Raw genomic sequence first — 25,266 nt, 5'->3', positions numbered from 1 at the left:
AGGAGTATACATGTCAGAAAATATATTAAAACTTCCTGTAATACCACTTCGTGGATTGACAGTATTACCGGGAACTACCGTTCATTTTGACATTAGCAGAAAGTCATCAATTAAGGCGGCTGAAACTGCCATGTTGGCTGGAAAGAACTTATTTGTTGTTACACAAAAAAACCCGGTGGAAGAAACACCGGGTTTTGACGGCATATATAATATTGGTACAGTTGTTGTAATTAAGCAGTTAAATAAGCTTCCGGACAATATTGTAAGAGTAATGGTAGAAGCCAAATCAAAAGGTCAGATTTTGGCATTTAATTTTGAAGAGGGTTATTTTCAGGGAAAAATTGATTTACTTGAAGAGAAAGAAAACAACTTGTCAGAAATCGAAGAAGAGGCCTTTGTCAGAGAACTTAAGGACACAATAAGAGATTATAATGATATAACTCACGAATTAAGTGCAAATGCACTAAGAAGTTTAATGCATATGAGCAGTCTTAAAAACTTAATGAGACAGCTTCTTATGAGAGTTAGAGTAAAGTACCAGCTTAAGCAGACATTTTTGGAAGAAGATGATGTTGTAAGCCAGTTTGGAACGATTATTTCTTTCCTTAAGGAAGAAAACGAGATTGCTCTTATTAGAACAGGAATTATTGATAAGGTTAAACAGCGACTTGACAAGAACCAGCGTGAACATATTTTGAGAGAACAGATGCAGGTTATCAGAGAGGAACTTGGTGACGATTTTATGTCAGAAGCCGAGGAGCTTGAAGAGAAAATACATAGTTTAAATGCTGACAAAGAAGTAAAGGAACAGCTTTTAAAGGAACTTTCAAGATATAAAGGCACAATGGGAAATGCGGCAGAGGCTAATGTGTTAAGAACTTACATTGACACAATGCTTGAAATGCCTTGGAACAATACAACTGAGGAAAATCCGGACTTGCAGAATGCTCAGGATATTCTTGACAGAGACCATTATGGACTTAAAAAGGTTAAGGATAGAATTTTGGAATTTTTGGCAGTTAGGGTTTTGACAGGTGCAAAGGGTGACAGCCCGATTATTTGTTTAATCGGACCTCCGGGTACAGGTAAAACATCTATTGCAAAATCAGTTGCAGAGGCGTTAAATAAAAAATATGTAAGAATAAGTCTTGGTGGGGTGGATGATGAATCAGAAATCAGAGGTCACAGAAAGACTTATGTTGGTGCCATGCCGGGAAGAATTGCAACAGGTCTTAAGCAGGCAGGAACAAATAATCCTTTAATGTTATTTGATGAAATAGATAAGCTTGGAAGAGGTGTTCACGGTGATCCTTCTTCAGCATTGCTTGAAGTAATGGATTCTGAGCAGAATTACAAGTTTAGGGATAATTACATAGAAGTACCAATTGATTTGTCAAAGGTTCTTTTTATTGCTACGGCAAATGATATTAATACAATTCCGGGACCTTTGCTTGACAGAATGGAAATTATTCCAATTGAGGGATATACTGAAAACGAGAAATTCCATATTGCAAAGGAACATTTAATAGCTAAGGAATATGCGAAAAACGGTCTTAAGAAAAGTCAGTTAAATATTACTGATGAAGCAATTAAGACAGTAATTCAGAATTATACAAGAGAAGCCGGAGTAAGACAACTTGAAAGAGAGATTTCAGAGATTTGTCGTAAGGCAGCAAGAAATATAGTTCAGAAAGAAAAGAAACATTTAAAGGTTACATCAAAGAATATTGAAAAATACCTTGGTCGTAAAAAGTATGAAGCTGATATGGCAAATGAGAAGGACGATATTGGAATCGTAAGAGGTTTGGCATGGACTGCAGTTGGCGGAACAACTCTTCAGATTGAAGTTAATACAATGCCGGGTAAAGGTGTTCTTAAGTTAACAGGTCAGTTAGGTGACGTAATGAAGGAATCGGCCCATATTGCATTAAGCTTTGTAAGAAGTATTGTTGCAGACTACGGTGTAGACAAGAAATTTTTTGAAGAAAATGATATTCATATCCATGTACCTGAAGGAGCGGTACCAAAGGATGGACCATCGGCGGGCATTACTATGGCAACGGCAATTCTTTCAGCTGTGGCAAAGATACCTGTAAAATGCGCAGTGGCAATGACAGGTGAAATTAATCTTCGTGGTAATGTTATGCCGATTGGAGGATTAAAAGAGAAACTTTTGGCAGCTAAGAATGCAGGCATAAAGATGGTTTTGGTCCCTAAAAAGAATAAGCCTGATGTGGAAGAAATATCAAAAGAGATTACAGATGGATTAGAAATAGTTTTTGTAGAAAAAATGGAACAGGTGCTTGAAAATGCACTGGTAGAACAGGAGCAAAAATGATAATAAAAAATGTAGAACTTGAAACAGTCTGTGGTATTACAAGTAAATTACCGGATAATCAACTATGTGAAATAGCTTTTGCAGGAAAATCTAATGTTGGAAAGTCATCATTAATTAACGGATTAGTGAACAGAAAGGCATTGGCAAGAACGTCATCACAGCCGGGAAAGACTCAGACTATAAATTTTTATAATGTAAATAAAGAATTATATTTTGTGGATTTGCCGGGATACGGATACGCAAATGTGTCTTTAAAAGTTAAGGAACAGTGGGGAAAAATGATTGAAAGATATCTTCACGAATCTCAGGTTTTGAAAGCTGTTTTCTTACTAATTGACATTAGACACGAGCCATCAGCTAACGATGTAAATATGTATCAGTGGATTTTGGCAAATGGTTATGAACCTATTATTATTGCCACAAAAGCTGACAAGATTAAGAGAAGCCAGTTGCAGAAGCACATAAAAATGATTAAGACGGAATTAAATGTTGTACCGGGAACTAAAGTACTTACATTTTCAGCATTGACTAAACAGGGAAAAGATGAAATACTAGATCTTATAGAAGAAATAGTGGAGGAATAAAAATGGCACTTGAAGCTGAAACATTATACAAATTAATAATTATGCATATGTTAAATAAAGTTGAATTTCCACTTACTAACTCTCAGATTTCACAGTTTTTCTTAGAAAACGAATACACTAATTACTTTACTGTTCAAAAATCGTTAAGTGAGTTAATAGAGGATGGATTTGTTTTCTTAAATGTTAATAGAAATACTTCATATTATCATTTAACTTCAGAAGGAAGAGAAAGTCTTAAATTCTTCGAGAACAAGATTCCCAATCCAATAGTGGATGACGTGGATATGTTCCTTATGAATAATAAGTACGAGCTTAGAAATGAAGTGGGAACAGTGTCGGATTATTACAGAGCATCTAACGGCGACTATGTGGTTCACTGTCAGGTTAAAGAAGGGGACAGCACCCTTATTGAAGTAAACGTAGCAACACCTGACAAAGAAACAGCATCAAAGATGTGCGCCACATGGGAGGACAAGGACTGTAGTCAGGAAATTTATCAGTATGTAATTGATAAGTTAACTAATTAAAAAGAATACGTGATATATAAAAAGAACTGTGCGAGGCAATGATTTCATATAGGAAAGATTGCTAAAGCACAGTTCTTTTTATATAGTGCTTTGGATAGGGGAGAAAGTTTTGAGATTTTTTGCTCTGAGTAAAAAATATGGGAGCGTTCATGCTTTGGGTCAGGTATACTCTTTGCTTCGGGCAAAGGTGCTTCGGGGATGAGTATAATTGTTTATTTTGTAATGATTACGGAATATGGGAATGAAAAAGTTGCACGTTCCGTAATTCATAGAAGAAAAAGTGTGATTTCGTGTGTGATTACGGAATATGGGAATAAAAATATTGTATGTTTCGTAATTCATAGTAGAAAAGCTGTTATTTTATGTGTGATTACGGAATATGGGAATAAAAATATTGTATGTTCCGTAATTCATAGAATAAAGCTGGTTATTCTGGAAGATATTACGGATTCTGGAGAGTGAAATACTGTATAATCCGTAATGGCTTCAAGAAGTTACGTGTGAGATAGCGTTTCGGTTATACGACACGTAAATTCAGCCGAAAGTACAAGATAAGTTTCAATAAATTACGTGTGGTATAGCGTTTCGGTTATACGACACGTAAATTCAGCCGAAAGTACAAGATAAGTTTCAATAAATTACGTGTGGTATAGCGTTTCGGTTATACGACACGTAATCGGTAGCGAAAATAGAAGAATAATTCAAAAAATTACGTGTGAGATAGCATTTCGGCTATATGACACGTAATCGGTAGCGAAAATAGAAGAATAATTCAAAAAATTACGTGTGAGATAGCATTTCGGCTATATGACACGTAATCGGTAGCGAAAATAGAAGAATAATTCAAAAAATTACGTGTGAGGTAGTATTTTGGCGATATGACACGTAATGACTACCGGAACAGCAATAAGAATAAAAAACTGTGCAAAACAATAATTCCAAATATGGGAAATATCGCCAAAGCACAGTTTTTTTTATACATAAATTCTAAGTTTAATAGAAACTGAATATTATTGAATAGTATTAACTTAATTACTCGGATTGCTACGTGCTTCGCACTCCCACAATCTGACACTTTAATCTCACTTGATGTTATCTTTTACAGCCTTGCTTACAACATCTGCAACATCAGGGTTGAATGCTTCAGGAAGGATATTGTCTTCGTTAAGTTCGCTGTCAGGAACTAAAGAAGCAATTGCGTGTGCAGCAGCAAGTTTCATTTCTTCTGTAATCTGTTTTGCACGACCTTCTAATGCACCTTTGAAGATTCCGGGGAAGGCTACTACGTTGTTAACCTGGTTAGGAAAATCAGAACGTCCTGTACCAACAACTCTTGCACCGGCTTTCTTAGCAAGGTCAGGCATAATTTCAGGAGTTGGATTAGCCATGGCGAAAAGGATTGCATCTTTGTTCATTGAAGCAACCATTTCTTCTGAAACAATGTTAGGAGCAGAAACACCAATGAAAATATCAGCATTTTTCATTGCGTCAGCCAAAACACCGTTTTGACCTGAAAGGTTTGTAACTTCAGCCATTTCCTTCTGTGCCCAGTTAAGGTCTTTAATATCTTTTGAAAGGATTCCGTAAAGACCACAAATAGTAACATCTTTAAATCCATATTTAAGAAGTAATTTTGTAATGGCAATGCCGGCAGAACCGTCACCATTCACTACAACCTTACAATTTTCTTTTTCTTTGCCAACAACTTTAAGAGCGTTAATGATTCCTGCAAGAACAACGATTGCAGTACCATGCTGGTCATCGTGGAATACAGGAATGTCAAGAATCTCTTTAAGTCTGTTTTCGATTTCGAAACATCTTGGAGCAGAAATATCTTCAAGATTAATTCCACCAAATCCGGGAGATATTCTTACAACAGTATCAACTATTTCATCAGGATCCTGAGTATCCAAACAAATAGGAACAGCGTTAACGTTTCCAAATTCTTTAAAAAGAACAGCTTTACCTTCCATAACAGGCATTGCAGCTTTTGCCCCGATATTCCCAAGACCGAGAACGGCGCTTCCGTCTGAAACAACTGCAACTGTATTGCCTTTCCATGTGTACTTGTAAACATCTTCAGGATTGTTTGCAATTTCAACACAAGGTTTTGCAACACCGGGAGTATATGCTAATGATAAATCTTCACGGGTTTTAACGTGGTATTTTGCTTCTGTGCTTAATTTTCCTTTTAAATCAGCATGCAACTTTAATGCTTTTTCGTCTGTTGTCATAATAAACCTCCAAATACTATATGTCTGTGCATAATACTAAAATAACTATTAGTATAATATGCCTGCGTACAATACTAATTAGCAATATATAAAGTGCAATGCCAATTAGTACAATATGTCTACGTATAAGCATAACATATTTTGAAAATTAACACTATCCTTTTTTTTGTAAGTGTGTTAAGATATAAGAACTGATTCGAAAGGGAATTCTCCCTAAAAATCCCAGAATATTGATGATATAAATAAGTTATACAACAAAGAATTACAGAAACTATAAGATTTTATAACAATTGTGAAACAATATTATTTAATATTTAAAATATAGATGACGAAATGGCTTATGTTTAAAAATTGAAAGGAAAATTATGAGAGAAAGATTAAGTGCGTTACCTGTAAGTGAATTAAGGGAAATAGCAAAAGCAAACGGAATTAAAAGTGTGACTACACTTAGAAAGCAACAGTTAATTGATATGATTATTGAAACTGCTGAACGAAAAGATGCAGAATCTAATAGCGTGGAAAAATCCGGTGAAGAAGCAATAAAAGTATCCAAAAAAGAAATTTCAAAAGATGAAACAGTTGAGAAAACACGTCGTACAAGAAGAAAGACTGTAAGAACAAAGGAAACAAGTATAGCCGGAGATACAATTAAAGAAAGCACAGAGTATGAAAAAGACGGTTCAGAGCGTTCGAAAGAAAGTACAGATAATGCAAAAGAAAGAATTGAGGACGCAAGAGAAAGAACAGAATATACAGAAAGAGAAAATCAGGATTTCAGATATGAAAGAGAAGAATCAGAAGGTGGAAGAAGAGAACATAGACGTGTAAGGGAGCACAAGCAGATTGTTCCTGACGAAAACGGTCCTGTTAAGACGGGTATTCTTGAAGTAATGCCTGACGGTTTTGGTTTTATTAGATGTGACAATTACCTTCCGGGAGATGATGATGTTTATGTTGCACCATCACAGATTAAAAGATTTCACTTGAAAACAGGTGATTTTGTAACGGGTCAGGTAAGGGAAAAAAGAGAAACTGAAAAGTTTGGTGCTTTGTATTATTTGCAGCAGGTTAATGGTGAGTCTCTTGACAAAGTAATGAGCCGACCTAATTTTGAGGACTTAACACCAATATTCCCTAATGAAAGATTACATCTTGAGACAGACGGACATAGCACAGCAATGAGAGTAGTTGATTTGGTAAGCCCGATTGGAAAGGGACAGCGTGGAATGATTGTTTCACCACCAAAAGCAGGTAAAACTACTTTGTTAAAAGAGACTGCAAGAGCGGTTCTTAAGAATAATCCTGAAATGGAAATGATTATTCTTTTAATAGATGAAAGACCTGAAGAAGTAACAGATATTAAAGAGGCAATAACAGGAGATAATGTGGAAGTCATTTATTCAACATTTGATGAGTTGCCTGAACATCATAAGCGTGTATCTGAAATGGTAATTGAGAGAGCTAAGAGATTAGTTGAACACGGAAAAGACGTTATTATCCTTCTTGACAGTATTACAAGACTTGCAAGAGCTTACAATATGACAGTTCCACCAAGTGGGAGAACTTTGTCAGGTGGTCTTGATCCAGCAGCACTTCACATGCCTAAGAGATTTTTCGGCGCTGCAAGAAATATGCGTGAAGGCGGAAGTCTTACAATTCTTGCCACAGCACTTGTTGAAACAGGAAGCAAGATGGACGATGTTGTATATGAAGAATTTAAGGGAACAGGTAATATGGAACTTGTTTTAGACAGAAAATTATCTGAAAAACGTATTTTCCCTGCAATTGACATTACAAAGTCAGGTACAAGAAGAGAAGATTTACTTCTTGATTCAGATGAAATGGGTGCAGCTTATATTATAAGAAAAGAAATTAACGGTTTAAGAAAAGATGATGCAGTTGAACAGGTGCTTAATCTTTTTGCAAGAACAAAAGACAATAAAGAATTTATAAGCAAAATTGCCAGAATAAGGTCAGCTCATTCAAGATAGCAGTAAGCTTATTTGAATGATAACAGAAATTTGTTAAGAAGATTTAAAAAATTGTGTTATAAAATAAATATCGAATAAGTGTGTTTTATTAAATGTAAATGCATAAATAAATAGTATAAAAATAACGTATAAAAATAACTTTCATATTATTGACATACTAATATGACTATGTTATAATAGCAAAGCTATTGAGTTGTTGAACCAAGTTCGGGAGATTCGACAGCAGAATCAAAAGCAAACGGATTGGCGTTGCCAATTAGCAAAATTTTAGAAGAGGTGAATGTAATGAGAAAAGGAATCCATCCAGATTACCAGCAGGCAACCGTTACATGTAACTGTGGTAACACATTCGTAACAGGTTCAACAAAGCCAGAACTTCATGTTGAAATTTGTTCAGCATGTCATCCATTCTACACAGGACAGCAGAAAGCTATTTCAGCTCGTGGTAGAATTGATAAGTTCAACAAGAAATATGGTATCAAATAATTTTAAGGATAACAGGTTGAGAAGAAATTCTCAACCTATTTTCTTATCTTCATAAAGGGTTTTTCTTTTAAGAAAAATAAGGTATATATATGGAAAATAAAGAAAGATTAGGCTCATCAGGCATAGGCGGTCAGGCCGTAATAGAAGGCATTATGATGCGTAATAAGGATAAATATGCAGTTGCCGTAAGGAAACCGGATAAGTCCATAGATGTAGATATTCAGGAATGTGGGGGCATAGCTAAGAAGTACAAGATTACAACGCTTCCTTTTATAAGAGGAATTTTTAGTTTCATAGATTCAATGGTTATCGGAATTAAGACTCTTACTTATTCAGCAAGTTTTTTTGAAGATGAAGATGAGCAGGAAGAGGAACCGGGCAAGTTTGAAAAGTGGCTACTTAATAAGTTTGGAGAAAAAGCCGAAAAAGTAGTTATGGGATTTACAGTGTGTCTTTCAATTGTTATTGCAGTTGCACTTTTTATGATTTTACCATTATTTATTGCCGATGTTATTGAAAAATATGTTCCGGGAGTTACCCAAAGTCACGTTCCGGTAATTGAAGGAATAGTTAAGATTATTATTTTTATTGGATATCTTTTGTTAATATCACTTATGAAGGATATACAGAGAACATTTATGTACCACGGAGCAGAGCACAAGTGCATTAATTGTATTGAAACCGGCAAGGTCCTTACAGTTGAAAATGTTGCTTCAAGCTCAAGATTTCATAAGAGATGTGGAACAAGTTTTCTTCTCATTGTAATGGTGATAAGTATAATTTTTTTTGTACTTATCAGAACAGATATTGTTTGGTTAAGATATGTTATCAGACTGCTTTTGGTGCCGGTTATAGCAGGAATTTCTTATGAGTTCATTAGATTGGCCGGAAAGTCTGAAAACAAATTTATTAACCTTTTAAGCAAGCCGGGATTGTGGATGCAGAAGATTACTACAAAAGAGCCTACAGATGATATGATTGAAGTTGCAATTAAAGCTGTTGAGGCGGTTTTTGATTGGAAAGAATACTTAAAAGAGAGTGGCATTGAGGTGGAGAAGAAGGAAGAAACATCTTTGCCAAAGGAGTATAAACAGGTAATAGAAGGTTCAGGATACAATTGGAAGTATTAGTAAGAGATATAATAAAAAAGGCTGAAGAAAAACTAAAAGAGGCAGGAGTAGTTGACTTTGCAGTTGACAGTTGGCTTCTTGCAGAGTTTGTTTTTAAAATAAACAGAACGGGTTTTTATATGGATCCTATGATGACAGTGTCAAAAGAGAGGGCCGACAAATATATGGAATTGGTTGGAATTAGGGCATCAAAAATCCCTTTGCAACACATAACCGGAAGTCAGGAGTTTATGGGACTTGATTTTAAGGTTAACGAAGATGTGCTTATACCAAGGCAGGATACGGAATTACTTGTGGAGAATGCTATTACATATATTAAGTCGGTTAAAGGCGATGTTGATGTTCTTGATATGTGTACCGGTTCAGGATGCATAGCAATTTCAATTGACAGGTTGTGCGAGAATGCAAAAGTAACGGCAGTTGATTTTTCCGAGAAAGCTCTAGTTGTGGCAAAGGAAAACAATGCTTTAAATAAAGCAGATGTTACTTTTTTTCAGTCAGATTTATTTGAAAATGTAGAAAAGCAATATGATGTTATAGTGTCTAATCCACCTTATATTAAGACCGAAGAAATTGAGAGCTTAATGGATGAGGTAAGAATTCACGAGCCTATGATGGCTTTGGACGGAGACTGTGACGGATTGAAATTTTATAAAAAAATTGCCAAGGAAGGTAGACAATACCTTAGAAGTAATGGCATAATATTCTTTGAAATAGGATATGATCAGGGACAAACGGTTCCTGCAATATTAGAAGAAAATGGATACAAGGATATAAAGGTTTATAAAGACCTGTCCGGAAATGACAGGGTTGTGACAGCCGGAAAGGAATAGAAATGTTTGATAAATTAGATGGAATACTTGAGAGATATGACGAAATAATGGAACAGTTAAATGATCCTAATGTAGTCAGTGATCAGAATAATTTTAGAAAATTGATGAAGGAACAAAGCGACCTTGCACCAATAGTTGAAGCTTACAAAGCTTATAAAGAAGCTAAGCAGACAGTTGAAGATAGTCTCATGATTTTGGATGAAGAATCTGATGAAGAAATGAGAGAACTTGCCAAGGAAGAAATGAATGAAGCAAAGGAGCAGATTACTGAATTAGAAGAAAAATTAAAAATCTTACTTCTTCCAAAGGATGAAAATGATGACAAGAACGTTGTAGTCGAAATCCGTGGTGGTGCCGGCGGTGATGAAGCAGCTTTATTTGCAGCAGAATTATATAGAATGTATTGTATGTACGCTGAAACACAGCACTGGAAAACAGAAATGATTTCAGTTAACGAGAATGGATTAGGTGGCTTTAAAGAAGTAGTATTTATGATTAACGGTCAGGGTGCATATTCAAAATTAAAATATGAAAGTGGAGTTCACAGGGTACAGAGAATCCCGGTAACAGAATCAGGCGGACGTATTCATACATCAACAGCAACAGTAGCTATAATGCCTGAAGCTGAAGAAGTAGATGTAGAAATTGATATGAATGATTGCCGTTTCGATGTATTCCGTGCATCAGGAAATGGTGGACAGTGTGTAAATACAACAGACTCAGCCGTAAGACTTACACATATTCCAACAGGAATAGTAATTTCATGTCAGGATGAAAAGTCACAGCTTAAAAACAAAGACAAAGCCCTTAAAGTATTAAGAGCTAGATTATATGAATTAGAGTGTCAGAAGAAACAGGATGCTGAATCAGAGGCAAGAAGAAGCCAGATTGGTACAGGGGACAGATCAGAAAAAATCAGAACATACAACTTCCCACAGGGACGTGTAACAGACCACAGAATCAAATTCACATCCCATAGATTAGATGAAATCTTAAATGGACACCTGGAAGAAATCATCGACAACTGCATTGCTGCTGACCAAGCTGCAAAACTCAGTAACATGAACGACTAACACTCACAAAACCACAACAAGACGCACAGGCTGCTTGCAGCCATGTGCGTCTTTTGTGGTTTTAGGGAGTCAAACGCTCACTGAGATGAAGCGAAGCGGAATCGAAGTGAACGATTGGCTCGTCAAAGCGAAGCTTTGGAGAGTGTTAGTCGTAGTAGTGGAGAAATATTTGTTCTTTTGCGTGGAATTACGTGTCGTAGAACAAAAATGCTACCCCACACGTAATTTATTGAAATATTTTAGTATTTCCAGTTGGAATTACGTGTCGTAGAACGAAAATGTTGTCCCACATGTAATTTATTGAAATATTCTAGTATTTCCAGTTGGAATTACGTGTCGTAGAACGAAAATGCTACCCCACACGTAATTTATTGGAATGTTTTAGTATTTCCAGTTGGAATTACGTGTCGTAGAACAAAAATGTTGTCCCACACGTAATTTATTGAAATATTTTAGTATTTTCAGTTGGAATTACGTGTCGTAGAACAAAAATGCTACCCCACACGTAATTTATTGGAATATTTTAGTATTTCTAGCTGGAATTACGTGTCGTAGAACGAAAATGCTACCCCACACGTAATTTATTGAAATATTTTAGTATTTCTAGCAGGAATTACGTGTCGTAGAACGAAAATGCAACCACACACGTAATTTATTGAAATATTCTAACATTTCTAGTTGGAATTACGTGTCATATAACAATAATATTGTATGACACGTAATATAGCGAAGATTTCATGTTTTTCTAAAAAATTTGAAAGGAAAGTGTATTAAAAAAGCAAGAGATATGTTATAGTTGACAAACAAAACCACGTACAAAATATGGAATGCAACATAAACTGGGTACAAAAAGAAAAAGCGAGGTGACGAATTATAAATATAAAAGAAATTAATGAACGATTAGAATATTTAAAAACAATTAAAGTTAAAGCGGAGAAGAGTCTGTCAGGTGCACCAGAAGGGAAGTTGGTGCTAGCAAGAAGCGCGAATACTATCCAATATCAGCAGAAGCAAAAAGACGGAACGAGAGTGTATATAAAAAAGAGCAACGCCGCCCTGATTAAAGCCCTGGCGCAAAAGGAGTATGACCAAAAGATTTTGAAAACTATTGATGCTGAAGAGAGAAGAATAAGGAAGTTTCTAAATAAGTACAATCCAAATTCACTATTAGAAGTATATGATTCTATGCCGGAGCAGAAAGGGGTTTTTGTTACTAAATATGAATTAACTGATGAAGAATATGCAAAAATGTGGGAGGAGTCTAAGAATAATTTAGGAAGAATTGAGCCGGATGAACAATTAAAAGAATTAGGTTTGATAACAGAAAAGGGGGAATATGTCAGGTCTAAATCAGAGAAGATAATAGCTGATACTTTGACAAAAAACAATATAAATTATGTATATGAATTGCCATTACGTTTGAAAGGATATGGTACTGTTAAACCAGACTTTACAGTATTGAACAAAAGAACAAGGCAGGAATATGTGTGGGAACATTTTGGAATGATGGATGATTCAATATATGTTAAAAACGCAATTAAAAAAATTGAACAATATGGAAAAAGCGGATATGTGCAGGGAAGAAATTTTATTGCAACTTTTGAAAGCAAGGAAGCACCGTTGAATACAGTTACAATAAATAGGGTTATACAGGATTTCTTTCAATAGAGAAAACAAATTAATAAAATGAATATAAGACACAATAAAATACTAAATATGAAAATGCTGGAGAAAATACGTATTATAAAACAACAAGAAATTACAAATAAAAATTCAGTTTAAGAATATAAAACTACTATTAAAATTTCCAAATTTTGTATTTAATCTTTTTATAAAATGGTTGTTACAACAACATAAAATAATCATAAATTATAATATTATCTATCTTGCAGAAAGGCAATGAAGTCAATAGTAAAATAAAGAAAGGAATATGGCAATTTAGTTAACGATGAATAACTACCATATTATGGTGAAAAGCGTTAAGGCTGAGATAATTATCTCACCATTTCACATACGCAGGTGGAATAAAATCTTATGACACTGTAATCTTAATATAAATTGCCAAGGGAAAGTTAATAAAATGAAAAAAGATATGGGGAAAGATTTAAATAATAAAATGTTTTGCTTTCAGTGCGAGCAGACAGCAGGCTGTGCAGGATGTATGGGAGCAGCAGGTGTTTGTGGAAAGACAGCTAATACATCAAGATTGCAGGATGAATTAACAGGAGCAGTAATTGGACTTGCCAAGTCTTGTGGCCACAATGAAAAGTCTGAAAGAACAGATAGAATTATAATTGAAGGATTGTTTACAACAGTTACAAATGTTAACTTTAACGATAAAACGTTGGAAGATATGATTGAAAAAGTCCATAAGGAAAAAGAAGCAATTGCGCCTAATTGCATTACTTGCGCGGCACCTTGCGGAAATACTGAAGATTTTGATATGAATTTATTGTGGAATGAAGATGAGGATATCCGATCATTAAAGTCACTTATTTTATTTGGAATAAGAGGAATGGCTGCGTATGCGTATCACGCAATGGTACTAGGTTATGAAAGTGAAGAAGTAAATCAGTTTTTCTACAAGGCATTGTCGATTATAACTTATGACTTAGAAATGGATAGATTAATTGAAGTGGCAATGGAAGTTGGCGAGAAGAATTTAAAGTGTATGGAATTACTCGATAAAGCAAACACATCAAGCTATGGAACACCAACTCCTGTGAAAGTGCCATTAACTATAGAAAAAGGACCTTTTATTGTAATAACAGGTCACGATTTAAAGGATTTGGAAGTTTTGTTGAAGCAGACGGAAGGAAAGGGCATCAACATTTATACTCACGGTGAAATGTTGCCCGCTCACGGATATCCGGAGTTAAAGAAATATCCGCATCTAAAAGGAAATTTCGGAACTGCATGGCAGAATCAGCAGAAGGAATTTGACAACATTCCGGCACCTGTATTGTTTACAACTAATTGTTTAATGCCGGTTAAGGAAAGCTACAAGGATAGAGTTTTTACAACAGAAGTTGTGTCATACCCTGAAATGGTTCACATTGAAGGAGATGGAGAAGAGAAAGATTTTACTCCGGTTATTAACAAGGCATTGGAACTTGGCGGATACAAGGAAGACAAAGAAAATACAGGTATAAATGGTGGAAAATATGTTGTTACAGGTTTTGGACACGGCTCAGTTTTAAGCGTTGCTGATAAAATTATTGAGGCTGTAGAGAATAAGCAGATAAGTCATTTCTTCCTTGTAGGTGGATGTGACGGAGCAAAAGTTGGAAGAAATTATTATACCGAATTTGTAAAACAGTCACCGAAAGATTCAGTTATTTTAACATTAGCCTGTGGAAAGTACAGATTTAATGATTTGGATTTGGGAGAAATCTGTGGACTTCCAAGAATAATGGATATGGGACAGTGTAATGACGCTTATGGAGCAATCAAAGTGGCAATAGCATTATCTAAGGCATTTGGCTGCGAAGTTAACGAACTTCCATTATCAATGATTTTGTCATGGTATGAGCAGAAAGCGGTATGTATTTTGCTTACATTGCTTCATTTAGGAATAAAAAACATCTTCTTAGGACCGACTTTACCTGCATTTATTTCACCTAATGTGTTGAAATATTTGGTAGAAAATTATAATATATCTCCTATAAGCACACCGGAAGCGGATCTTAAAAAAATCTTAGGCTAACCGGTATTAGGAGGAAATATGTCAAACGTAATTAAGATAAATGATTTTGATGCTAAGGAGCTTGATGTTTACGCACGATTGTCAGAGGGACAATTGCTAAACAGACATGAGCCGGAGAAAGGGATTTTCATAGCGGAAAGTCCAATTGTAGTTGAGAGAGCTCTTGATGCAGGATGTGAACCTATTTCTATTTTGGTAGAGGACAGACACATCAAAAATCAGGCAAAAAATATAATTGAAAGATGTGGAAATATTCCAATTTTTACGGCACCGTTTGATGTATTGACAGGAATAACAGGTTTTAAATTAACAAGGGGAATGCTATGTGCAATGCACAGACCTAAGCTTAAAACCGTTGAAGAAATATGCAAGGATAAAAGAAGGGTTGCAGTGCTTGAAAATATTATGAATCCTACAAATGTAGGGGCAATTTTCCGCTCAGCTGCAGCCCTTAATATTGATGCTGTTTTGCTTACACACGGTTGTAGCAATCCTCTTTACAGAAGAGCAATAAGGGTAAGCATGGGAACAGTATTTCAGATACCGTGGACTTTTATTGATGAGAAAGAAGGAACGGGTATAGAATTGTTACATAATATGGGATTTAAGACGGCGGCAATGGCTTTAACTGACAATTCAGTAAGCATTGATGATAAAAACGTAAAGTCAGAAGAAAAGTTGGCAATAATTCTTGGTACGGAAGGTGAGGGACTTCACCAAAATACAATAAATAGTAGTGATTACACTATCAAAATTCCAATGAGCCACGGTGTAGATTCTTTAAATGTTGCAGCAGCAAGTGCGGTAGCTTTTTGGGAATTAGGCAAATAAAACTTTTAGATAAAATATTAAAGGACGGAAAATGAAAAATCAAAATAGTTTAAAATGGATAATAAAAAATAGCAAAGGTGAAATTCCTAAAATATTTATATTAAGCATATCAAATATATTACTGGCATTGGTGGCAACTGTTTTGGCACTTGTAAGTAAACTTGCAATTGATTCGGCACAAAGGGCGGCAACGGCATCATCAAATGCGGAGTTTTTGCATTACAGAAACTTGATTATTTTTAATTGTATATTAATTCTTGTAGTTATTACTTCAAGATTGCTTTTAAGAGTTTTTACACAAAGTCTTACAATTAGGGTTCAGGCAAAAATGGAAATGAAAATGCGTGGAAGACTTTTTTATTCCATTATGATGAAAGATTATGGAAAAATTAACAAATATCATAGCGGTGAATTAATGAACCGAATCACAAGTGATGTAAAAATAGTTACAGAAGGAATTATCTCTATAGTTCCTGACGCATTGTATTTCCTGACACAGTTTGTTGGAGCTTTTGTTGTTTTGATTATTTTCGACTGGAAGTTTACAATGTTATTTATTGCAGCAGGTATTGTAATGTCAGTTATTGCAGTGTTTTTTAGAGGTAAATTAAAAAACTTAAGCAAACAGGTTCAGGAAACTGACGGAAAAGTGCGCTCATTTTTTCAGGAAGCAATTGAAAGCATGCTTGTTGTAAAAACATTTGGATTGGAAAAACAGTTTGACAAAAAAGGAAATATTCTTCAGAGAACAAATTACGAAGTAAAAATGAGAAGAAGAAAAATAACTATTTTTGCAAATGCAGGATTTTCATTTATTTTTAATGCAGGATATCTTTTTGCCTTGGGATGGTGTGCAATAAAAGTCAGCATGAAGGCTATGACTTACGGAACATTAACAGCAGTTTTGCAGCTTATTTCACAGATTCAGACACCATTTGTAAGTATAACAAAAATGTTTCCACAGTATTATGCAGTGCTTGCTTCAGCAGAGCGTATTATGGAAATTGAAAACATAACAAATGAAGAAAGTACATACGAAAAAATAGATGTAAAACAGACTTATGATAAGCTGGAAAGTATTAGATTTAATAACATAAAATTCAATTATGGCAGAGAAACAGTAATAGAGCACGGCGATGCTATGCTTAACAAAGGCGATTTTGTTGCCATAAGAGGAATTTCAGGAATTGGAAAGAGTACATTAATGAAGATGCTTCTTGGGGTTTTTAAGCCACAGCAGGGAACAATAGATATTTGTCTTGAAAACGGAAAAACAATTCAGGCAAGCCCTGATACAAGATGTATGTTTTCATATGTGCCACAGGGAAATTATTTATTTAGTGGAACTATAAGGGAGAACATCCTTATGATTAATCCTAATGCGTCAGATGAGGAAGTAAGCCAGGCACTTAAGTTAAGTGAAATAGAGGATTTTATTGAAAAATTACCTGACGGATTAGATACAGTAATCGGTGAAAAAGGTCTTGGAATCTCAGAAGGTCAGGCACAGCGTCTTGCAATTGCAAGAGCGTTAATAAGCAATGCTCCAATAATCCTTCTTGATGAAGCAACGTCGGCACTTGACAAAAACACAGAAGAAAAAGTGCTTGATAACATTAAGAAACTAAACAAAAAAACTTGCATAATCATAACTCACAAGGCAGCAGCTTTGGAGGTATGCAATAGAGAATTTATAATAAACGACAAGCAATTGACAGCGGTAAGAAAAGAGGCCATAAATTAATGACCTCCTCTTTAATGTATTACCTGTTGGAATCCCGGGTACTTTTAAGTTCAGACCAAAGTGCATCATGAAATATCATGGCAAGCTCTTCCCAGTGCTTATGTTGGTTTCTTTCGTAGTTAAGTTGCTTCTTTAAGTTGCTGATTTCAAGAAGAAGCCTATTGGTTTCATCAACTAAAGAAGCTGTTGAAATATTATTCGAAATATTGTTCATAGAATAAATCCCCCCCTATTCAATGCAAGTATATCACTGAAAAGGAAATTTTTGTAAAAAAATGTTCGACATTAAGTGACATAGGGTAAGGTTAAGTCTTGTAAATAGGCAAAGGCTATTATATAATTAATTAGTTAAAACCTAACAGGTTTAAAAAATATGGAAAGGAAAAACAGGCACATTAATATGAAAGTTGTGTTTGTTGACTAAATATTATCGGAAAAATGGCATTTTTAAAAAGAGTATATTTTAAGAATGCTATTAGTGATTAATATTTAGCATAGGGAAAATTAGATGGGAAAGTATTTTGGAACAGACGGCTTTAGAGGTGAAGCTAATGTAAATCTTACAGCAATGCATGCATTTAAAGTAGGAAGATTTCTTGGATGGTATTATGGAAGATTCCACAAATGTTCAGTTGTAATCGGAAAAGATACAAGAAGAAGCAGTTATATGTTTGAAGATGCACTTTCAGCAGGTTTAACATCAACAGGTGCAGATGTTTATCTTCTTCACGTTACAACAACACCAAGTGTTTCTTATGTAGTAAGAACAGAAGATTTTGATTGTGGAATTATGATTTCTGCAAGTCATAACCCATATTATGATAATGGTATAAAATTAATTAACGGTAATGGTGAAAAAATGGAACAGGAAGTAATCGACAAGGTTGAAGAATATCTTGATGGCGATTTTGATGATGTTCCATATGCAACAATGGACAAGATTGGTAGAACAATTGATTACTTTGCCGGAAGAAACAGATATATGGGATATTTAATGACTTTGGCAAAAAATTCATTTAGAAATGTAAGAGTAGGACTTGACTGTTCAAACGGTAGTGCATCAGCAATTGCAAAGAGTGTATTTGATGCATTAGGAGCAGAAACATATGTAATTAACAATGAACCTAACGGAACAAACATTAATATGGAAGCAGGTTCAACACATATTGAAGTTTTACAGAAATATGTAAAGGACAACAAACTTGATATCGGTTTTGCTTATGACGGTGACGCTGACAGATGTTTATGTATTGATGATAAGGGCAACATAGTAGATGGTGACTTAATTCTTTATGTTTGCGGTGTTTACATGAAGCAGAACGGAGAATTAGATAACAACACTGTTGTAACAACTATTATGTCAAATATTGGTTTATACAAGGCATTTGACGCAGTAGGAATTGACTATGCCAAGACAGACGTTGGTGATAAGTACGTTTATGAATGTATGAGAAATAACAACTTCCGTTTAGGTGGAGAACAGTCAGGACACATTATTTTCAGCAAGTATGCTACAACAGGTGACGGTATTCTTACATCAATCAAGTTAATGGAAGTTATGCTTTCAACAAAGAAGAAAATGTCAGAATTAATCAGCCCTGTAGTTATTTATCCACAGTGCTTAAAGAATATCAGAGTAGAAAGCAAGCCGGAAGCAAGAGCAGATGTTGATGTTCAGGCAGAAGTTGAAAAAGTAGCAAAACTTCTTGGTGACGACGGAAGGATTCTTGTAAGAGAAAGTGGAACAGAACCTGTAATCAGAGTAATGGTTGAAGCAAAAACAGACCATTTGGCTGAAAAGTATGTTAATCAGGTTATTAAAGTTATTGAAGATAAAGGTCATGCAGTATAAGACAGCTTATGAATGTATGTAATATTAAAAAATCATCTCTGTGGGGAGTGAGAATAGTTCTTGTGCTTATTATTTTATTTTGGATGAGTACTATTTTCGGATTCTCTGCAGAAACAGGAACACAGTCACAGGGATTAAGTGACAAAATCACAATAAGAGCTGTGCAGATAATTGAACCTGAATACTCTTCCTTAGATTTAGCGTCTAAGGAAGAGTTATTTAATAAAGTGAGCTTTTTTGTAAGAAAAACAGGTCATTTCAGCGAATATGGAATATTGGCAGGATTGATTTTAATTCTGTTATTTACTTTTGAAGAAGTAAGAAACACAAGAAAGCACATTATTATGGGTGCAGTAGTTACAGATTTAATATGTATGATTTATGCATCTACAGATGAATTTCATCAAACTTTTGTGGATGGAAGAAGTGGCAAGTCGGCAGATGTTTTAATAGATACATCAGGTACGGTTTTTGCAACAATTATATTATGTCTTATTATAGTTTGTGCAGGAAATAGAAGGAGAAAAAATGAGCAGTTGGAAAGATAACATTAGAAAAGTTACACCATACACACCGGGAGAACAGCCAAAAATAAGTGATGTGATTAAACTAAATACAAACGAATGTCCATATCCACCATCACCTTTGGTAACAGAGATGATTGAAAAAATGGATACTGAACGATTCAGACTTTACCCTGATCCGGAAGCAAGTCTGTTAGTTAACGAGCTTGCTGAATATTACAATGTAAAACCAGAGCAGGTTTTTGTGGGAGTAGGTTCAGATGACGTTTTGGGAATGGCATTTCTTACATGCTTTAATTCAGAAAAGCCAATTCTTTTTCCTGACATAACATACTCTTTTTATGATGTGTGGGCTGAATTATTTAAAATACCTTACAAGACAGTGGCATTGGATGAGCAGTTTAAGATTAATCCGTGGGATTTTAACAAAGAAAACGGTGGAATAATATTCCCTAATCCAAACGCCCCAACAGCAATTGAAATGCCTCTTGAACAGGTAGAGGAAATAATAAAAAATAATCCGGATGTTGTTGTTATTGTGGACGAAGCATATGTTGATTTCGGGGGACATACAGCATTGTCATTAATTGACAAATATGACAATCTTCTTGTTGTAAGAACATTTTCAAAGTCAAGAGCAATGGCTGGAATGAGAATTGGATATGCTTTCGGTAGTAAGGAATTAATTGACGCAATAAAGGCAGTAAAATTCTCTTACAATTCATACACAATGAATCAGGCAACAATCGAAACTGGTGTTGCGGCAATAAAAGATGATACATATTTTAAGAACACAGTTTCTAAAATTATTGAGACAAGAGAGAATGCCAAGAAAGAGCTTAAAAAACTTGGTTTTTCATTTACGGATTCAAAAACTAATTTTATTTTTGCTACTCATGAAAGAATGCATGCAAAAGAAATATTTGAAAAATTAAAGAAAAAAAATATTTTTGTAAGATACTTCAATAAGCCTGGAATAGATAATTATCTACGAATTACGGTAGGAACTGATGAAGAAATGAAGAAACTTTACAAGGCATTACAGGAAATTTTGCAAAAGTAGATAATATACAAAGGTGAGAAATGAATTTATTAGATGTTTTTTTTATAGGAGTAGGGCTTTCAATGGATGCCTTTGCAGTTTCGATTTGTAAAGGATTAAAAATGAAAGTAATAGACTTAAAGCAAAGCTTTATTATAGCTTTCTTCTTTGGAGCATTTCAGCTTATGATGCCTTTAATAGGATACGCTTTAAGTGCAAGTTTTGTTGAATATATTAACAAGTATAGTCATTGGATAGCTTTTGTACTATTATTGGTTATTGGCGTAAATATGATACGAGAAGCTTTGGGAGACAGTGAAGAAGAGAAAGAAGTCATAGAATCAGTTACGGATTTTAAGGAATTATTTATGCTTGCCATAGCTACAAGCATTGATGCACTTGCAGTTGGTGTAACCTTTGGCACAATGGGAAGCAAGTTGGAAACATCGATTTGGGCATCAGTTATTCTAATTGGGATTACAACATTTGCAATATCCCTTGGTGGAGTTTTTATTGGAAATGCCTTTGGAGCTAAGTACAAGTCTAAAGCAGAGGTTGTAGGAGGAATAATTCTTATAATAATTGGATTAAAAGTGGTAATTGAACATTTTACTTAAGAACACTTGGTTTTGATGTAACTAACAATATTTTTGCAGAAAATGCGTGGTATTTTGAATGGGGAAAAATAAATAATAGATAGAAGATATACCGTCTGACAAGGTTAATGTAAACTTGTTAGACGGTATTTTTATGTAAAAATTATTAGAAATAAAATCATATGCAGGAGTAAATTCCATATTGTGCAAAAAATCAAAATTTTGCTTTAAATGAAAAAGTAACTGCAACTCCGCTTCTTTAAAAGATATGGGAGTCTTTGTTTGATCAATTAAAATGTTAATTAACGCTTAAGTAGCCTTTAGGCAAGAGTTTTTGTGAGTACAATCATTCTCGCCAGGGAGAGGAATTCTATCAACAAAGCATCGATATTTAATTACTTCTCTAGAAATGGTAGAAGTTGAACGTTCAAGATTTCTACCAATAGAGGCAAAAGAGTAGTCTTTACTAATCATACGTTCAATAATTATTCGTTCAGATAAGGATAATTGTTTTGGCATAAAAGCCTCCTTTCTGATTAAACAAAGACTACTTAAAATATACACTTTTGCAAAGGTAACTGCTAGTTTGCAAAAGTAGTAGCATGGAAAAACTAGCAGTTTAAATTGCAATTAAATTTGCAAATTTCACTTTAAATGAAAAAGCAACTGCACGAACATATTGACACCAAATTTTTTAAACCTTAAATGGGGTGAAAATTGAGCTTTAAATGGTGTATAATAATAAAAAAGTTATTGTTTTGCTATATTTTCGTGCATAGTTAATAAGCGGCATAACATTAGTTTTGAAAAAATAACTGCAACCCCGCTTCTTTAAAAGATATGGGAGTCTTTGTTTGATCAATTAAAATGTTAATTAACGCTTAAGTAGCTTTGGACTCAAAGTAACTTCATCGGGTGGAATAGGTGAAAGTTGTAGCAAAGACAATAACTTTTTTCCGTCTTTGGAGTCCATTAAATCAAAAGGTGTTTTGTTATCTAAATTTTCACGAAGAACACTGTTTATATGACAACAGATTAACGTTACGTCAGCAACAGTGAGGGGTGAAAAACTAACACCTTTAGGAAGTATTCTTCGTATTAAACGATGGTTGTTTTCGACCTGTGGTTTTTGCCACGAAGCTTGAGGATCACAAAAGAATACACGAGTTCTGGAAAGCCCTGTTCTTGTGTGTTCAAGTGCTTGAGGATTTTTGAATTCAACGCCGTTATCGGTCAAGATAACAGGAAATAATCTCTTGAATAGAGAGACTCCAAGAATCTCAGTTAAGGAATCAAAAATCTGAATTACACTATCCTGAGTTCCATCGTTCATTAGAAAGATAAGCATAAAACTTGTCCTTCTAAAAATCATAGTAAGAAATACTTTTCCCTTATTACGACCACCCTTTACAGTATCCATTTCTACAACAGGTAGATCTGGGTTTGCTTCCATGAAGGATTTGAAATCTTCATAGGTGCGACCTTGTCTATATTGGTATTCAAGCTTGGTAAGAACCTTTTTAGGCCTACGTTGCCTGTAAACAACCTTTTTAGGAAGGTCAATATTACGAACCTTAAAAACACCCTGGTCAATGTAATTATAGAGAGTTCTCTCTGATATACCCAATTCATCTAAGTGCGTAGCACAAATGTGATTTAGAGATTGACCTTTAGCAATAAGAGGTTCAATTATATCAGCAATTGCTCTTAATTCAGATGGAGTTTTTCTGACACCGGAATGAGCATTGCGAATGCTTTTGTGATGAGCAGCATCAGCTCTGTGAGCTGTATAGTAAGCCTTGTTACGTTTACATTGTTTAAGCATAGAACAATTAGTGCAGACATAAGGAGGTTTATCTAAAAGAGGACATTGAGAAGATTCATAAGAAGCGCAAATATTTGTGCATATACGATCTTCAGGACATCGCTTACAACGATATCCATAACATCCATGTACTCCAACATCATCGCAGATAGAATTCTTTAGGCAAGAGTTTTTGTGAGTACAATCATTCTCGCCAGGGAGAGGAATTCTATCAACAAAGCATCGATATTTAATTACTTCTCTAGAAATGGTAGAAGCTGAACGTTCAAGATTTCTACCAATAGAGGCAAAAGAGTAGTCTTTACTAATCATACGTTCAATAATTATTCGTTCAGATAAGGATAATTGTTTTGGCATAAAAGCCTCCTTTCTGATCAAACAAAGACTACTTAAAATATACACTTTTGCAAAGGTAACTGCTAGTTTGCAAAAGTAGTAGCATGGAAAAACTAGCAGTTTAAATTGCAATTAAATTTGCAAATTTCATGCTTCAAGTCCTGCTTTTGGGACAGCTAAAAAAGTAGAATCTACTTAACAGTTAAATCGGGACCTTAATTAAATAGCAAAAAAATCGAAATTTTAGAATCGGAGGTGCCTATGGGAACGGATTCACTATACTATATTAGGGATTATAGCGGAAATTATTACAGGATAAACAATGTAAATGAATTGGTGGCTGTAAGGAATGAAACAGATGCAACTGTATTCAATTACGACCAGGCGAAAAGTCATATTGGAACAGGAAAGAAATCGGCATTCTATCGTGCTATTCCAATAGAAACGGAAGATGGAAATGACGGAGGCAATATTGCATTTAACAGCGTGGAAGTACGAGAGGAGCCGGATGAGAAAGAACAGGATGAAAATATTTCGGCTGTCAAAGAGCTTACTTATGACGAAATTTTGGAACAGCCGGAGAAAAGCGTTTGTGCATATAATTTGTCGGAAATGGATTGGACAGAGTATTTGACACATTTTACTTATGTGGTTGAAGGGCTTAAGGATTATCGTGACGAATTAAACAAGAAGCAATCGGATGTTGACCAGAAGATTTGCGATATTCTTCATTATATTGAATTGTGTCAGACGGATGATGAACAGGCAATTGATTTGGTTGAGCTGTTAAGAGTTTGTCGTGAAAATCGAAGAGACATTAAGGATGAAATTCAAAGGGTGGAATGCTTTCAGGTAAATCTTGGAACTCATGCTAATGTTATTAAGGCGAAACAGGCACTTAATAGTATTAAAGGTTTGGAAACAAGAAAATACAATCCACGAAAGTACAAAGAATTATTTAAAAATTGTGTAATGAAAGATAAACGTTTGGAAAAAGAAGATTCATACGAAAGTCAAAATGACTACGAAGATAATTATGAGACTAAAAAGCAGAATTTTTGCTTAAATGGTACATATGAAAATGAAGGCGGTGAAGAAATGATGATTGAGGAAAGAAAAGATACTCCTTTTGATGGAAAGAAAAATGATTGGTATTCTTTTGCAAAGCAGCAGGCTGATTTTTACAGAAATGCAGCACAATATATTGCAAATCTGCAGATGGACGTAAACGATATCGATGATGAAATCGAAAAGATATTGGAAGAAACGGAAGACGCCAAATGTAATGTGGCTCAGGGATATAATGTTTTTAAAAAATTAAAAGAATTAAGACTTGAAAGAAAAGCAAAAATGGAAGAACTTAAGTGCCTTTATGTTTTGACAGATTATATTGACTGCGAGGCACTTGCAGATACATGTGAAGACAACCTTGACGAAATTGAGGAAATATTGGACGTGCCTAATCTGAAAAATGTAGTAATTGAAGCGGAGAAAAATGATATATCTGAACAAAGTGAAGATGTAGTTAGTCAGGTTATGGCGGGGAGGAGTGATGAAAAACAAATGGAAAATGTTGAGGGAATGGTTAGCTAGAAGGTTATAAGAAGATTTATG

The 25,266-nt window shown here is 34.7% G+C and carries 22 protein-coding genes; 18 read left to right on the top strand and 4 right to left on the bottom strand.

Translation table 11 applies throughout. From position 1 onward, the window contains the following. Positions 1-10 precede the first annotated feature (10 nt). The 4 genes from lon to NQ558_RS11895 all read left to right on the top strand — a co-directional run bounded on the left by lon (position 11) and on the right by NQ558_RS11895 (position 3,911). Complete coding sequence (lon, locus tag NQ558_RS11910; RefSeq protein WP_005359570.1) at positions 11-2,338, top strand: endopeptidase La; 2,328 nt, start codon at positions 11-13, stop codon at positions 2,336-2,338. Next, a complete protein-coding gene (gene yihA, locus NQ558_RS11905; RefSeq protein ID WP_005359568.1) occupies positions 2,335-2,922 on the top strand; it encodes a ribosome biogenesis GTP-binding protein YihA/YsxC in 588 nt (195 codons plus the stop codon). Before lon ends, yihA begins: the two co-directional genes overlap by 4 nt. A 2-nt stretch (positions 2,923-2,924) precedes the next feature. Continuing rightward, positions 2,925-3,449: a DUF4364 family protein gene (locus tag NQ558_RS11900; protein ID WP_005359566.1), complete on the top strand. Its 525-nt coding sequence runs from the start codon at positions 2,925-2,927 to the stop codon at positions 3,447-3,449. Positions 3,450-3,647: 198 nt separating this feature from the next. Then, positions 3,648-3,911, top strand: coding sequence for a hypothetical protein (locus NQ558_RS11895; protein WP_040446071.1), 264 nt, complete (start codon positions 3,648-3,650; stop codon positions 3,909-3,911). Positions 3,912-4,531: 620 nt separating this feature from the next. Here NQ558_RS11895 and NQ558_RS11890 read toward each other — a convergent pair. After that, entirely contained in the window at positions 4,532-5,683 is a 1,152-nt protein-coding gene (locus tag NQ558_RS11890; RefSeq protein WP_005361769.1) for an NAD(P)-dependent malic enzyme, read from the bottom strand. A 365-nt stretch (positions 5,684-6,048) separates the two neighbouring features. On the opposite strand from NQ558_RS11890, the gene rho reads away from it, so the two are divergent. The 9 genes from rho to NQ558_RS11845 all read left to right on the top strand — a co-directional run bounded on the left by rho (position 6,049) and on the right by NQ558_RS11845 (position 17,477). Continuing rightward, positions 6,049-7,674 carry a transcription termination factor Rho gene (gene rho, locus NQ558_RS11885; protein ID WP_005361768.1) on the top strand — a complete coding sequence of 542 codons (1,626 nt, stop codon included), beginning with the start codon at positions 6,049-6,051 and terminating at the stop codon, positions 7,672-7,674. 285 nt (positions 7,675-7,959) lie between these two features. Further along, a complete protein-coding gene (gene rpmE, locus NQ558_RS11880) occupies positions 7,960-8,160 on the top strand; it encodes a 50S ribosomal protein L31 (RefSeq protein ID WP_005361763.1) in 201 nt (66 codons plus the stop codon). An 89-nt stretch (positions 8,161-8,249) separates the two neighbouring features. Beyond that, a complete protein-coding gene (locus NQ558_RS11875) occupies positions 8,250-9,290 on the top strand; it encodes a DUF1385 domain-containing protein (protein WP_005361762.1) in 1,041 nt (346 codons plus the stop codon). Beyond that, positions 9,278-10,123, top strand: coding sequence for a peptide chain release factor N(5)-glutamine methyltransferase (gene prmC, locus NQ558_RS11870; RefSeq protein WP_040446801.1), 846 nt, complete (start codon positions 9,278-9,280; stop codon positions 10,121-10,123). The genes NQ558_RS11875 and prmC overlap by 13 nt, the downstream gene beginning before the upstream one ends. 2 nt (positions 10,124-10,125) lie before the next feature. Then, positions 10,126-11,196, top strand: a complete 1,071-nt coding sequence (gene prfA, locus NQ558_RS11865) for a peptide chain release factor 1 (protein ID WP_005361759.1) — start codon at positions 10,126-10,128, stop codon at positions 11,194-11,196. Between the two features lie 969 nt (positions 11,197-12,165). After that, positions 12,166-12,864: a hypothetical protein gene (locus NQ558_RS11860; protein WP_050750967.1), complete on the top strand. Its 699-nt coding sequence runs from the start codon at positions 12,166-12,168 to the stop codon at positions 12,862-12,864. A 412-nt stretch (positions 12,865-13,276) separates the two neighbouring features. Continuing rightward, positions 13,277-14,902 carry a hydroxylamine reductase gene (gene hcp, locus NQ558_RS11855; RefSeq protein ID WP_005361748.1) on the top strand — a complete coding sequence of 542 codons (1,626 nt, stop codon included), beginning with the start codon at positions 13,277-13,279 and terminating at the stop codon, positions 14,900-14,902. An 18-nt stretch (positions 14,903-14,920) separates the two neighbouring features. Beyond that, on the top strand, positions 14,921-15,733 hold the full coding sequence (locus NQ558_RS11850) for a TrmH family RNA methyltransferase (RefSeq protein ID WP_005361746.1): 813 nt from the start codon (positions 14,921-14,923) through the stop codon (positions 15,731-15,733). A gap of 31 nt (positions 15,734-15,764) precedes the next feature. Then, the gene (locus NQ558_RS11845) at positions 15,765-17,477 is read left to right on the top strand and encodes an ABC transporter ATP-binding protein (protein WP_005361745.1); all 1,713 of its coding nucleotides are present in this window, start codon (positions 15,765-15,767) and stop codon (positions 17,475-17,477) included. Positions 17,478-17,496: 19 nt separating this feature from the next. Here NQ558_RS11845 and NQ558_RS11840 read toward each other — a convergent pair whose 3' ends face one another. After that, positions 17,497-17,691, bottom strand: a complete 195-nt coding sequence (locus tag NQ558_RS11840) for a hypothetical protein (RefSeq protein ID WP_005361743.1) — start codon at positions 17,689-17,691, stop codon at positions 17,497-17,499. Positions 17,692-17,985: 294 nt separating this feature from the next. On the opposite strand from NQ558_RS11840, the gene glmM reads away from it, so the two are divergent. From glmM to NQ558_RS11820, 4 genes are read left to right on the top strand one after another with little or no spacing between them, the layout of a single operon-like run. Continuing rightward, positions 17,986-19,329: a phosphoglucosamine mutase gene (gene glmM, locus NQ558_RS11835; RefSeq protein WP_005361741.1), complete on the top strand. Its 1,344-nt coding sequence runs from the start codon at positions 17,986-17,988 to the stop codon at positions 19,327-19,329. An 8-nt stretch (positions 19,330-19,337) separates the two neighbouring features. Next, positions 19,338-19,877, top strand: a complete 540-nt coding sequence (locus tag NQ558_RS11830; RefSeq protein ID WP_005361735.1) for a VanZ family protein — start codon at positions 19,338-19,340, stop codon at positions 19,875-19,877. Further along, positions 19,858-20,916: a histidinol-phosphate transaminase gene (gene hisC, locus NQ558_RS11825; protein ID WP_005361733.1), complete on the top strand. Its 1,059-nt coding sequence runs from the start codon at positions 19,858-19,860 to the stop codon at positions 20,914-20,916. The genes NQ558_RS11830 and hisC overlap by 20 nt, the downstream gene beginning before the upstream one ends. Positions 20,917-20,936: 20 nt before the next feature. After that, positions 20,937-21,512: a manganese efflux pump MntP gene (locus NQ558_RS11820; protein ID WP_005361723.1), complete on the top strand. Its 576-nt coding sequence runs from the start codon at positions 20,937-20,939 to the stop codon at positions 21,510-21,512. A gap of 288 nt (positions 21,513-21,800) precedes the next feature. Here NQ558_RS11820 and NQ558_RS11815 read toward each other — a convergent pair whose 3' ends face one another. Further along, positions 21,801-22,010 carry a helix-turn-helix domain-containing protein gene (locus NQ558_RS11815; protein ID WP_040446796.1) on the bottom strand — a complete coding sequence of 70 codons (210 nt, stop codon included), beginning with the start codon at positions 22,008-22,010 and terminating at the stop codon, positions 21,801-21,803. 355 nt (positions 22,011-22,365) lie between these two features. Further along, positions 22,366-23,673, bottom strand: a complete 1,308-nt coding sequence (locus NQ558_RS11810) for an IS30 family transposase (RefSeq protein WP_040446367.1) — start codon at positions 23,671-23,673, stop codon at positions 22,366-22,368. A gap of 240 nt (positions 23,674-23,913) precedes the next feature. Between NQ558_RS11810 and NQ558_RS11805 the strand changes: the two genes are divergently transcribed. Next, positions 23,914-25,245 (top strand): hypothetical protein, encoded by a 1,332-nt coding sequence (locus NQ558_RS11805; protein ID WP_005361722.1) that lies wholly within the window; start codon positions 23,914-23,916, stop codon positions 25,243-25,245. Positions 25,246-25,266: the final 21 nt, after the last annotated feature.

It is taken from the genome of Eubacterium ventriosum (assembly GCF_025150745.1).
GTDB lineage: Bacteria > Bacillota > Clostridia > Lachnospirales > Lachnospiraceae > Eubacterium_G > Eubacterium_G ventriosum.
This window is presented reverse-complemented; position numbering and strand designations above follow the sequence as displayed.